The following is a 12,674-nucleotide window of genomic DNA, read 5'->3' as shown; positions in this document are numbered from 1 at the left end:
CTTCGATGCCACGCCATGATGTGTCGGCGGGGAAATGATTATTCACAGGCGGCAGAGGTGCCAATGCTTCGTTTTTTATTCACGGCTCTTACGCTTAACTGCCTGCTGGTAGTACCACTATGGTGGCGTTTTGGTGACATTGGCTCGCCACTGATTGCCTGGGAAGCATGGGTAGTCGCGGCAGGCATACAGCTCGTTCCGCCAGGCCTTGTTCGTCGCTGGCTCGTGGTTGCGGTTGTCGCTTGGCTGGCGTTGGTAATCGCCGCTAACCTTGGCGATGCCGCCACTCACACCGCTTTTGGCCGCTCGTTGAACCTCTACTTAGATTTACCCCTGGTACGCTCTGTTTATCACCTGCTTGTAGGTAATGTAGGCCAACTAATGGCGGTTTTCCTGATGCTACTGGGGGGTATGCTGGTGCTGGGTACCCTATGGGGTCTTGTCTGGTTACTGCTACCCAAGCGCTACTTAACGCTAAAGCAGCCGCAGGGTACGGTGGTTGCGCTGCTGCTGGGAGCGGCGCTGTTCTTCGCTGTACTCGAAGCAAATGGCCACCGGCTAGTGCCGAATTCCGCTCTACCCGCTGTTAATACCACGCGCTTTCAGTGGGAGCAGGTCGTCGCCACCCACCAGGCACGGCAGGCATTTACCGAGCAGCTAGAGAGTTCACCCATTGAGGCTCAGCCGTTACCCGGTCTTGAGGGGCGAAATGTCCTTTTAACATTCATCGAGTCTTACGGTGTCTCGGCGATTGATAATCCCCGCTACAGCGAACAGATTTTGCAGACGCTCGCGGAGATGGAGGAGCGGCTGGCAGACCAAAACCTTCATGTTGTTTCAGGGCTGCTAGATGCGCCTATCCGTGGAGGGCAGTCGTGGCTCGCTCACGCCACTACGCTCAGCGGCCGCTGGATTGATAACCAGCTATGGTATCGGTTGATGCTAGAGAGCGGCCACTCCACGTTGGTTGATGATTTTCGTGCGACCGGGCAGCGCACGCTAACCGTGATGCCCGCCATTACGCTGGCATGGCCTGAAGGGGTGGCCTACGGTTTTGACGAGATTGCTGCGGCAAAGGATATTCCCTATGCGGGGCCTCCGCTGCATTGGGTGACCATGCCGGACCAATTTGTTCTGGACTACACCCAGCGCCATCTATTGGGCGATAGCCCTGTGTTTGCCCAGATAGCGCTGATCTCAAGCCATGCACCCTGGACGCCTATTCTTCCGGTGTTGGAAAACTGGTCGATGATAGGGGATGGGCAGATTTTTGCCCCCTGGGAGCATGCAGGTGATCCGCCCGACGTGATTTGGCGGGACATAGAGCGCATTCGTGACCATTATGCATGGTCGGTAGACTACTCTGTAAAAGTGACTGGGCGCTGGGCCGAGCGGGTGGTGGATGAAAATACGCTGCTGATAGCTCTGGGCGACCACCAAGCTGCACCGTTGATTACGGGAGACAATGCCAGTGCTGCGGTACCGGTGCATATTATTAGCGGCGACCCGGCGCTGTTAGCGCCGTTTCGTGAGCGAGGCTTTATTGAAGGCACCCTTCCAGCACTTGATAACAGTGAGCGCGTGGCCAAAATGAACGACTTGCGCCACTGGCTGCAGGAAGACTTTGGCCCCTCGGCCTCGCAGACAAGGATGACACCATGATCCAGCCGGTAATTCTCAGCGGTGGAAGCGGTACGCGGCTGTGGCCGCTCTCACGGGAGCAGATGCCTAAACAGTTCCTGCGCTTAACCTCCTCGCAGAGTTTACTGCAACAAACGTTGGCGCGTTTAGAGGGCTTGGTAACGGCACCGCCTATTTTAATGGGCCACCATGCCCACCGATTTTTAATGGCCGAGCAACTTCGGGAAAGCGGCTATGCTGGCTCGCTGGTGCTAGAGCCTGAAGGACGCAATACCGCGCCTGCTATTGCGTGTGCTGCGCTAATCGCCCGCCAAGGGGGAAGCGACCCATTACTGTTGGTGCTCCCTGCTGACCATGTCATCGGTGATCTGACAGCTTTTCATTCCAGCGTTAACGCCGCAGTGCCGCTTGCCGAGGCGGGGCATCTGGTAACGTTTGGCGTTGTGCCTACTTACCCGGAAACGGGCTATGGCTATATTGCTTGCGGCAGTCCGTTAGGTGGGGGACACCGGGTAGCGTCGTTTATTGAGAAGCCCAATGCCGAGCGCGCGAAGGCGCTGTTAGCGCAAGGCAACACGTTGTGGAATAGCGGCATGTTTTTACTGCGAGCGGGAAGCTACCTTGCCGAGCTTAAGGCCTTCCAGCCCGACATGTTAAGCGCCTGTGAAGCGGCGGTTGCTGAGTCTCATCGGGATCTGGATTTTTTACGCTTGGGGGAGGAGGCATTTCGCCGCTGCCCAGCGGACTCGATTGACTACGCGGTTATGGAACAGAGCCAGCAGGCGGCAGTGGTATCGCTGGACGCGCAGTGGAGCGATATTGGCAGCTTTGATGCGCTGTGGGCGGCCCAGCCTTCGGATGCGGCGGGCAACGTTGTGCAGGGCGACTGTGTGCTGCGCGATACTCATCGCTCTCTGGTGATTGCCGAACACCGTTTAGTGGCAACCCTAGGCGTAGAAGATTTAGTGGTGGTTGAAACCCCAGACAGTGTGCTGGTTGCGCATCGTGAGTATGCCCAACAGGTGAAGCACTTGGTGGCAACGCTCACCGAGGCTGGGCGCAGTGAAGTGCATACAGCGGCACAGGTGCATCGCCCGTGGGGAAGCTTTCAAGCGATGGATAGTGGTGAGCGTTATCAGGTAAAGCATATAACGGTAAAGCCTGGCGGGCGGTTGTCGTTACAGCGTCATCATCACCGAGCCGAGCATTGGGTCGTAGTCAGCGGCACTGCGCAAGTCACTGTTAATGAACGAACCTTCTTAGTCAGTGAGAACCAGTCCACGTACATTCCTATTGGTGTGCCGCATCGATTGGAAAACCTGGGCAAGATCCCCTTAGAGCTTATCGAAGTGCAGTCGGGCAGCTACTTAGGCGAAGATGACATCGAGCGCTTGGACGACGTGTATGCCCGGCACAGCGATGAATAGAGTGACCTAACGTGTGGCGCTTTCTCTCTCACGTATTACCAAAGCCAGCTGCCAGGGCGTGCGGGTGGTTCGCCCTTGCGCACGCTCAGCCAGCCAAGTACGCAGCGAACGCCCAGCCAAATGACCAGTAACGGCCACAGCAAGGCGCCCACTACGGTCAGGCTCAAGGTGAACGTGACAATAAAATAGAGGCTGCCGATCCAGAAGGTGCGAATAAGGTAGCGGTAGTGGGGCTGAAGCCATAGAGGGGCTTCTCGGCGGTATACATAGGCGATAATCACGCCAATCAGCAGCGTGATATTGGCGGTTACCAAACCCGCTAAATAGAGCGCATAAATAATTTGCGGTGGCCGCGTATCCTCTTTAGAGATATCACGCTGGGTCATAGCTTACCTCGTTCAATAGAGCCGGTAGTCGTTCGCGTTGGGGAGCCCTTGTTGCTCTTCGACCACCTTGCGGTAGCGCTTGTATTCCCACTGGTACTGGGCCGGCTCCAGGGCAATCGATGCTTCTACACTGGCGTTGACGCCGGTGGCAGAGGCGATGTCGTCGTCGCTATACACACGTTCATCGGCATCCAGAAAGTGTATTTCAAACCCCTTCCCCGGTATCCGTAACGCCACCCCAGTCACTACGCGAGCCTGGGTGCGGGCCACTAGTTTGGGTAGCAGGGTAGCGGTGTAGGCCTTGCGTCCAAAAAAAGGCGCAAAAACACCGCTGCCCCAGGCAGGCTCTTGGTCGGGAAGAATGCCAATGGCTTCGCTGCGTTTAAGTGCTTTGAGAAGCGCAGCGACTCCCCGGGGGTTAGTAGGTACTAAGCTTGCGCCCATGCGTTCACGGCCATGGCGGGTAATGGACTCTAAATCAGCAATTTTGGGCGGTTCGTACATGGCGGTGAAGGGGAAGTGATTGGATAGCCAGAAGTTCAGCACTTCCCAGTTGCCAAAATGGGGGGCTAGCACAATGACACCACGCCCTTCCGCCCGGGCACTGTCCAGTTTTTCACGGCCATGCACTGCGAGAATGCTCGCTTCTACCTTTTCCGGCGCTGCCATCCAGGCATGGCCTAGTTCCAGCATGGTGGCGGCAGAGTGTTTTAAACTCTGTTTGGCGAGTGCTTTGCGCTCGCTTGGCGTGATGTCTGGGTAGACCACTTCCAGATTAATATCGGTTACCCGCCGCTCTCGCTTACTGAAGCGGTATACCTGAGGGCCGAGCAGAGCGGCGAAGCGCCACAGCTTCGCCAGCGACCAGTGAGAGAGTGATTTCCACAGCCAAGCAATAGCGCTTGCCTGGGAGAAACGCTTGCGTGTGGTGGGGGCTTTTTGGGTCATACCTTAAAGCAGCCAGCTGTCCACATTAGACGGCGCGCGTTTTTCCTGAAGGCCCTTAAAGCCTTTTACACAGCGCACAATAAACCACACCGCCAGCGCTAGCAGCAGCGGGAAGCCCACCAGTACAAGGGTCAAGAGAGTGGCCACGCTGGCGTACAGTAGGCCGATCCAGAAAGTACGCACCTGATAGCGGTAGTGTTCATCCAGCCATGCTGGGCCTTTGCCCCGATACACATAGGCAATGATCACACCGATAATCGAGGTGAACCCCACCACAAAACTGGCTAAATAGAGGGCGTAGATCACCATAGCCATGGTGGTATCGGGCGGCGATGACGACTCTTTTCCTGGCTGCTCTGAGTGTGTTTCGTTACTAATTACTTCGCCCTCAATTGGCGCATCATTGGCGTTATCGCGCATGACCGATCCTTATCTACTATTCAACATAATCTGCTATGAACAAACGTTCTAGAGCGACGTTTAAGCGCGCTATGATAGCGTGGTAAGTAGAGCATCGCATTAATAGGCGCTAGTCTGCTGTTCGCGAGATGAAGGGCGACAAATTTCCAGCAAGTTGCCATCCGGGTCGCGCAGATAGATGGACTCAATAGGGCCGTTGGCGCCCTGTCGTGCCACTGGGCCCAGCTCCACATCGATCGCTAACACATCCAGGTGATGTTTAAACTCATCCAGCGGCAGCTGGCAGCGTAAGCATAAATCGAGGCTGCCAGGCGTCGGTGTTGCTGACACAGGAGCAATATCCGTGTCCGTTTGGTGAAGCCGCAGGGCAGTATCACCGAGCATTAAATCTACCCGCTGGGCATCCCGGTAGCGGACATCAAGGCCCAGTACGCGTGAGTAAAAATCGACTGCGCGACCCATATCGGTCACTGTCACCACAAGATGATCTAAACCTGTGAGCATGCCACCTTCCTTAATACAAACGTAAGACAAGAGAATACGATGATGCGACGTTGCCCGCTATGCAATGCGCTTGAACCCGCGCTTTATCACCAAGACCGCCGACGTGAATACTACCAGTGTGCCACGTGTGCGTTGGTGTTTGTCCCTCAAGAGCAGCATTTAACCGCAGCGGAAGAAAAAGCCGAGTATGACCAGCATCAGAATTCGCCGCATGATACGGGATATCGGCGCTTCTTAGGGCGTTTATTTGATCCAATGCTTGGCAAGCTTACCGACGGTGCGTCGGGACTGGATTTTGGCTCAGGCCCTGGCCCGACACTTTCAGTGATGTTTGAAGAGGCTGGGCATACCATGGCGGTTTACGATATTTACTACGCCCCTAATCAGGACGTGCTAAATCGCAGCTATGACTTTATTACCGCCACTGAAGTCGTCGAACATCTCGCGGCGCCCGGCGAGGTGCTTTCTCAGCTAGTCGCAAACCTTACGCCGGGCGGCTACCTTGGACTGATGACCAAGCGTGTGACTAGCCAGGAAGCGTTTAGCCGCTGGCACTACATTAATGACCCTACCCACGTGAGCTTTTTTAGTGAAGTGACCTTTCGCTGGTGGGCCAACAAGCAGGGGTTGGCAGTGGAATTTCCTGGCAAAGACACCGCAATATTTACAAAACACTAATTTACATGCCTGGGGTATGAAAAAGCGTTGACTTTGGTGCAACGAAAGCAATAATTGCGCGCCTGTTTTCTTGCCTGCCAGATGTGATAGGCGTTTAAACGGCTACACATTAACCATCTGGCAAGGTGAGGTACTCATGTCGCGGCAACTGCTGGCCATGGCGCTAGCGCCCTTATTAGGGCTGTTTATTCTTGGGATTGGTAACGGTTTTCTTGCCACCTTAATTACCGTGCGATTGGATGCTGCGGGTGAATCCGCCACGGTCATTGGGGTTGTCTCCTCAGCCTATTTCATCGGCCTCGCCCTGGGTGCGATGTTTAATGACCGCCTCCTGCTTCGCATTGGTCATATCCGCGCTTATGGCAGCTTTGCCTCTCTTGTGGCGGTTACCGTACTGCTACAAGGACTGTTTTTTGATCCCTGGGCCTGGTTCGTGCTGCGCTTGATAGGCGGGTGGGCCACGGTGGGCGTGTACTTAGTGATTGAAAGCTGGTTGCTTACCTCGGGCGAGCAAAAAGTGCGTGGCCGCCTGCTGGCGCTGTATATGATTTCGCTCTACGCCGCGGGTGTGCTGGGCCAGCTGTTGCTGGGGGTGACGAGCGCTATGGGTGACACAGCGCCGTTTATGGTGATTGGCCTATTGGCTTCTTTATCGGTACTGCCCATGGCGATGATACCGCGCGTATCGCCGATTATAGAGCACGCAGAGCCGTTACCACCGCTCCGGCTGATTACGATGACACCCACCGGCGTGATGGGGAGCTTAGGCTCGGGGATGGTTGTCGCAGCGGCCTATACGCTGCTGCCGCTTTACCTACAGCGCAATGGCATGAGTCTTAACCAGGTAGGCCAAATGATGGCTGTGGTGATTTTAGGTGCCATGCTGTTGCAGTACCCGATTGGCCGCTGGTCGGACCGGCACGACCGCCAAATGGTGCTGATGGCTATCAGCGCTTTTTGCGTAGTGATTTCAGCGGCCATGCTGTGGCTACCACTTTCGACCCCACTGTTGGCGGTACTGCTGTTTTTGCTGGGCGGTGGTGTGTTTGCGCTTTACCCGGTGGCGGTTAGCCACGCGGCTGACCGTGCACCGGCGGGTGCGTTGGTGCGTATGAGCCAGGGCCTTTTGTTGATCAACTCCATTGGCGCGACGATCAGTCCGCTGATGATTTCTCCTGTAATGACCGCCATGGGCGATGCCGGGCTGTTTTGGGCATTTGGCTCGCTTAGCTTGTTTTTCCTACTGTTTTTCAGTTGGCGGCGCAGCGTTCGCCCCGCGCCAGTGCCCGTGGCGCCTTTTACCGCCACGACGCCTATGTCCAATGCAGGGGCTGAGCTGGTGGTGACTGAGGAGTTAATGCTGGGTGCGCTTGAGCACGAGCATTTAGAAGACCTTTCTGACGTAGTGCCTGAAATCAACGTTGCGGAGCCGGTGGTTGGGCCACCCGCTGAAGATGAGTCCCATATTACTTACTACGATGACGTTGAGCAGGCAGGGGTGCGTAAATAAATAGCGGATATTATTTGCCAAGGTGAGACCTTGGGCTAATGGCGTGATAAAAGTAGTGAAACTACTATCTCGTGTAGTGTTTTTGCTAATAGCTGATTATCACCGTCTTTGCCTGAGGTTTTGCCATGAATTATTATGCCGCGCCGGTACGCGATCTACGCTTTGTACTTGAAGAGATGCTCACGCACCGTTCGCTTGCGCTGCCGGGCTTTGAAGAAGCTTCCCCCGATCTTGTGGAAGCAGTGCTGGAAGAGGCGGCAAAACTGGCAGGCGACGTATGGGGGCCGCTCAATAGCATTGGCGACCAGCAGGGTGCTAAACGTCACGTAGATGGCACTGTTTCTACGCCAGAAGGCTTCGCTTCGGCCTATCAAGCCTATGTTGAGGGCGGTTGGAACGGTATTGGCGTTTCTGAAGCGTTAGGCGGCCAAAACCTGCCTGAAGTGGTGGCAAGCGCCGTCCAGGAAATGCTTCACGGGGCCAATATGGCGCTGGGACTTTGCCCGATGCTTACGGCGGGCGCAATCGAAGCGTTAGCCCATCACGGCAGCGAAGCGCTAAAAACGACCTACCTTCCCAAGTTAGTAGAAGGTACCTGGACGGGTACCATGAACTTGACCGAGTCCCAGGCGGGGTCGGATCTCTCTAAAGTCCGCACTAAAGCCGTTCCAGAAGGCGACCACTACCGTATCAGCGGCCAAAAAATTTATATCACCTGGGGTGAGCACGACGCCGCTGAAAATATTATCCACCTAGTACTCGCGCGTAAGCCTGATGCACCGGAAGGTAATAAAGGCATCTCGCTCTTTTTGGTGCCTAAATTCCTAGTGAATGACGATGGCTCTCTGGGTGAGCAAAACGACGTTACCTGCGCGTCTATCGAGCACAAGCTGGGTATTCACGGCTCGCCTACCTGCACCCTCAGTTTCGGCGAAAAGGGCGGTGCTATCGGCTATTTGGTGGGCGAAGAGGGACGCGGGCTCAATCACATGTTCACCATGATGAACGAAGCGCGTCACAAAGTAGGTATTCAAGGTATTGGCGTGGCGGAGCGTGCTTGCCAGCACGCCTTCGCCTATGCCCAGGAGCGTACTCAAGGCCGCTCGCCCAAGTCTCGCGGCGGCAATGAGTGTGCAATTAGCGACCACTTAGATGTGCGTCGTATGCTGCTCTCTATGCGCGCTCGCACCGATGCCCTGCGCGCGTTGGCACTTTACTGTGCCGGTCAGCTTGACCTTGCCCGCCATAGCGAAAGCGAAGCCGAGCGCCAATCCGCTCAGGCGTGTGCCGACGTACTAATCCCTATCGTAAAAAGTTTTTCGACCGACCAAGCTGTGGATATCGCCTCGATGGGTGTACAGGTGCATGGCGGCATGGGCTATGTGGAAGAAACCGGCGCTGCTCAGCTTCTGCGCGATGCGCGAATTGCGCCTATTTACGAAGGCACTAACGGTATTCAGGCGCTGGATTTAGCCGGACGTAAGCTGCAACGCGACAGCGGTGCCGCTCTTTCAGCGCTGATCAACGAAGTAAATCAAACCGCTGAAGCACTGCGTGGTGATCCTTCACTTGCGGCGCTGGGTAACGCGCTTGCTAGCGGTGCTGATGACCTGCATGCCGCTATGGTGAGTGTGCTTGAGCAGGGTAGCGACCCAGAGAATGGCCCTGATGCCGTACAAGCCTATGCCACTCCCTTCCTGAACCTTGCTGGCCACGTGCTGTGTGCTTGGCAAATGGGCCAAGCAGCGCTGACAGCGACAAAAGCGATTGGCGATGGCAGTGACGAGCCGTTCTACACCGCCAAGCTGTGCAGCGCACACTTCGCCATTACCCAGTGGCTGCCGGTAGGCCTCGCCCAGCGCGCCATCATCGAGTCTGGCATGCAGTGCCTGAGCGACTTCGACCCAGCTGCATAGCCTTACTGAGCAGACACTGCTCCTCTCCACCCTCTATCCGCCGACCCTAAAAGGTCGGCGGCTTACGTTAATACACAATGAAACGGCCGTTTAAAAATGTGCCGATAGGGTAGGAGTGCCGAAAGGGCAGGCATTCAGTGGGGAACACACGTTAACAATGACTAACACCTAAGGAGCATTTCATGCAGTTAAAGCATCGCCAGCACGGGGAAGAGCAGCCCTATTGGCCGGCAGGGCCCTTTAAAGTCCGCCTTCCGTTTATTCATTACCGCTGGGAAATGGCGGAGATGATTCAAGGGCTGATTATGTTTGTAGTCAGCCTGGCCATGATTCCGCTGTTAGAGCAGTACCTGGGTTTACCCTACGACGTTGCGTTAGCTTTTGTGGTGGTCTGTGGCGTTGGCTTTATGCTGCCAGCCCTGCTGGGTGTGCCTATGGTGCCTGGGTGGATTACCCCGGCGGTGCCGGTAGTGCTGGTCTATTTGGGGGATTTTGAACCTGGTCCCGAGGCGATCCAGGCGCTATTCGCACTGCAATTTCTCGTCTTCTTGATCTTCTTCATCCTAGGGGTAACCGGGTTAGGGCGTAAGCTGGTGCACTTGGTGCCTAACTCCCTTCAAGCCGGGATTATTATTGGTGCTGGTATTGCTGCCATTACTGGAGAAATACAGCAGGGCGGACGTTTGGCTGAAACCCCCGTTTCGCTCATTGCCGGTATGTTAATCGCGATCTTTATGCTGTTTTCTGTGGCCTTTAAGCGCTGGGTTGAAGACCACGCGATCATGCGGAAAATCGCTAACTACGGCATGGTGCCCGGGATGATTGCCGCCATCTTAATTGCCTGGGCGATTGGTGAGTATCCGCGCCCGACGATCGAATGGGGAATTACCCAGCCGAACTTCACCGAAATGTGGGGCTATCTGCCTTTTGTCGTGGGCTTCCCCAGCATTGATGTGTTTATGTTAGCCGTACCTACTGCGGTCATCGCTTACGTCATCGCGTTTGGTGACATTGTGGTGGGGCGCACACTGATGTCCCGCGTCGACCATATTCGTACCGATGAAAAAATCGATTACAGCACCGACCGTATTCACCATGTCACGGCCATTCGTAATGGCATGCACGCCTTCTTCGCGCCTTACCCTGGGTTAGCGGGCCCTATCTGGACCGCAGTAACCGCTACCATGGCCGAGCGTTATAAAAATGGTCGCAATGCCATGGAGTCTATTTATAGCGGCGGTGGCACCTTCTGGATTACGGGCTTTATTGCGCTATTTACGCTGCCGCTGGTCAGTATGTTTCAGCCGGTACTGCCTATCGCCCTTTCGCTGACCCTGCTGCTCACAGGCTATATTTGCTTGATGGTGGGAATTGAACAGACCAAAACTACCGCAGAGCGCGGCGTAGCGGGCACCATGGCGGTTGTGCTGGCGGTTTACGGTGCAGGCTGGGGGTTAGCCGCAGGCGTAGTGCTATACATGCTCGTGCAAAAGAAAAACCTGTTTGGGCGTGAGCCTGGGCCTGATAAAGAAACGGACGAGCAAGATCAACGCTAAATTATAAAAAACGTAGTACGTATTTAACTATTCATACAGAAGGTGATTTATGAACGTTTCCATTTTCGAGCAAGGCTTATCACCCACGGCTGCCAACCATGTGGCACTTTCCCCGCTGACGTTTATTGAGCGTTCAGCCTCTGTTTATCCCGATTTCCCGGCGGTGGTCCACGGCAATACGCGGCGCACCTGGTCAGAAACCTGGACCCGCTGCCGCCAGCTGGCTTCCGCTCTTGAAAAACGTGGCATTCAGCCCGGCCAAACGGTAGCAGCCATGTTGCCGAACATTCCGGCGATGTTTGAAGCACACTTCGGCGTGCCGCTTGCGGGCTGTGTGCTTAATACCCTGAATATTCGCCTAGATGCTGAAGCCATCAGCTACATGCTGACCCACGGCGAAGCAAAAGCCATTCTGGTTGACCCTGAGTTTGCTAGCGTTATAAACGAAGCCGTCGCCCTGCTAGATGAAAAACCGCTGATTATCGATGTGGCGGATGTGGAGTTTCTAGGCGAAACCCAAGGCATCGGCGAGATAGAGTATGAAGCGCTGCTCGCTGAAGGTGACCCAGAGTATGCCTACCGGTTGCCTAACGATGAGTGGCAGGCGATTTCGCTTAACTACACCTCCGGTACTACTGGCAAGCCTAAAGGGGTGGTTTACCACCACCGTGGCGCTTACTTAAACGCCGTCAGCAATATTTTAGAGTGGGCTATGCCCCACCACCCGGTCTACCTCTGGACACTGCCCATGTTCCACTGCAACGGCTGGTGCTTCCCCTGGACCATTGCTGCCAATGCCGGGGTTAGCGTGTGTTTACGCAAAGTAGACCCGAAGCGAATTAACGATCTTATTGTGGATGAGAAGGTGACCCACTTTAGCGGCGCCCCGATTGTCCTCAATGGTTTGGTGAACCTTGCCGCTGACCAGAAGCGCGAATTTGACCACCCGGTGAAGGTCACCACGGCGGGTGCTGCGCCACCTGCCTCTGTGATTGCTGGGGTTGAGAAGCTCGGCATTGAAGTGACCCATGTGTATGGCCTCACCGAAGTGTACGGCCCTGTCACGGTATGTGCCTGGCGCGAGGAGTGGAACGAGCTGCCGCTTGAGTCCCGCTCAAAACTGAAGGCTCGGCAAGGCGTGCGCTACCACATGTTAGAAGCGCTGTGCGTGGCAGACCCGGTAAGTTTGGAGCCGGTGCCTAAAGATGGCCAAACCGTTGGCGAAATTTTAATGCGCGGTAATAACGTCATGAAGGGCTATCTGAAAAACCCGGATGCCACTGCCAATGCGTTGGAAGGAGGCTGGTACCACACGGGGGATTTAGCGGTTTGGCATGCCGACGGTTACATCGAGATCAAGGACCGCTCTAAAGACATCATTATCTCCGGCGGTGAAAATATCTCTACCATCGAAGTGGAGGATGCCATCTACAGCCATCCCGCTGTGGAAGAAGCCGCTGTGGTCGCCAAGCCCGACGAAAAATGGGGCGAGACGCCCTGCGCCTTCGTCAAACTGAAAATCGGGTATGGAGAAGTGACCGAGGCCGATATCATCGCCCACTGCCGTGAGCATCTGGCGGGCTACAAAGTGCCGAAGACCGTCATCTTCAGCGAGCTGCCCAAGACCTCTACCGGCAAGATTCAGAAATTTGTCCTGCGTGAAGAAGCCAAGCAGCATTAATTAAAGG

General features: G+C 55.3%; 11 protein-coding genes. 7 read left to right on the top strand and 4 right to left on the bottom strand.

Translation table 11 applies throughout. The features are described 5' to 3' along the window. The first annotated feature begins 63 nt into the window (after positions 1-63). Positions 64-1,662 (top strand): alkaline phosphatase, encoded by a 1,599-nt coding sequence (locus P8S54_RS06360; protein WP_281443699.1) that lies wholly within the window; start codon positions 64-66, stop codon positions 1,660-1,662. Then, a complete protein-coding gene (locus P8S54_RS06355; protein WP_281443698.1) occupies positions 1,659-3,068 on the top strand; it encodes a mannose-1-phosphate guanylyltransferase/mannose-6-phosphate isomerase in 1,410 nt (469 codons plus the stop codon). The genes P8S54_RS06360 and P8S54_RS06355 overlap by 4 nt, the downstream gene beginning before the upstream one ends. Before the next feature lie 35 nt (positions 3,069-3,103). Here P8S54_RS06355 and P8S54_RS06350 read toward each other — a convergent pair whose 3' ends face one another. From P8S54_RS06350 to P8S54_RS06335, 4 genes are all read right to left on the bottom strand, one after another. Then, positions 3,104-3,454: a hypothetical protein gene (locus P8S54_RS06350; RefSeq protein ID WP_281443697.1), complete on the bottom strand. Its 351-nt coding sequence runs from the start codon at positions 3,452-3,454 to the stop codon at positions 3,104-3,106. Positions 3,455-3,466: 12 nt separating this feature from the next. After that, positions 3,467-4,402, bottom strand: coding sequence for a lysophospholipid acyltransferase family protein (locus P8S54_RS06345; protein WP_281443696.1), 936 nt, complete (start codon positions 4,400-4,402; stop codon positions 3,467-3,469). A gap of 3 nt (positions 4,403-4,405) precedes the next feature. Continuing rightward, positions 4,406-4,822 carry a DUF4870 domain-containing protein gene (locus tag P8S54_RS06340; RefSeq protein WP_281443695.1) on the bottom strand — a complete coding sequence of 139 codons (417 nt, stop codon included), beginning with the start codon at positions 4,820-4,822 and terminating at the stop codon, positions 4,406-4,408. A gap of 99 nt (positions 4,823-4,921) precedes the next feature. Next, positions 4,922-5,326 (bottom strand): VOC family protein, encoded by a 405-nt coding sequence (locus P8S54_RS06335; protein WP_281443694.1) that lies wholly within the window; start codon positions 5,324-5,326, stop codon positions 4,922-4,924. Between the two features lie 39 nt (positions 5,327-5,365). Here P8S54_RS06335 and P8S54_RS06330 point away from each other — a divergent pair, with 39 nt between their 5' ends. The 5 genes from P8S54_RS06330 to P8S54_RS06310 all read left to right on the top strand — a co-directional run bounded on the left by P8S54_RS06330 (position 5,366) and on the right by P8S54_RS06310 (position 12,667). Next, entirely contained in the window at positions 5,366-6,004 is a 639-nt protein-coding gene (locus P8S54_RS06330) for a class I SAM-dependent methyltransferase (RefSeq protein ID WP_281443693.1), read from the top strand. A 136-nt stretch (positions 6,005-6,140) separates the two neighbouring features. Next, positions 6,141-7,514, top strand: a complete 1,374-nt coding sequence (locus tag P8S54_RS06325) for an MFS transporter (protein ID WP_281443692.1) — start codon at positions 6,141-6,143, stop codon at positions 7,512-7,514. 125 nt (positions 7,515-7,639) lie between these two features. Then, positions 7,640-9,430 (top strand): acyl-CoA dehydrogenase, encoded by a 1,791-nt coding sequence (locus tag P8S54_RS06320; RefSeq protein WP_281443691.1) that lies wholly within the window; start codon positions 7,640-7,642, stop codon positions 9,428-9,430. A 182-nt stretch (positions 9,431-9,612) separates the two neighbouring features. Further along, the gene (locus P8S54_RS06315; protein ID WP_281443690.1) at positions 9,613-10,986 is read left to right on the top strand and encodes a solute carrier family 23 protein; all 1,374 of its coding nucleotides are present in this window, start codon (positions 9,613-9,615) and stop codon (positions 10,984-10,986) included. A 49-nt stretch (positions 10,987-11,035) separates the two neighbouring features. Next, positions 11,036-12,667: an acyl-CoA synthetase gene (locus P8S54_RS06310; RefSeq protein WP_281443689.1), complete on the top strand. Its 1,632-nt coding sequence runs from the start codon at positions 11,036-11,038 to the stop codon at positions 12,665-12,667. Positions 12,668-12,674: the final 7 nt, after the last annotated feature.

Origin of the sequence: Halomonas sp. M1, assembly GCF_029581375.1 — a bacterium.
Classification (GTDB): domain Bacteria; phylum Pseudomonadota; class Gammaproteobacteria; order Pseudomonadales; family Halomonadaceae; genus Vreelandella.
The sequence above is the reverse complement of the archived record's forward strand: the minus strand, read 5'-3'. Positions and strand labels throughout refer to the sequence as shown.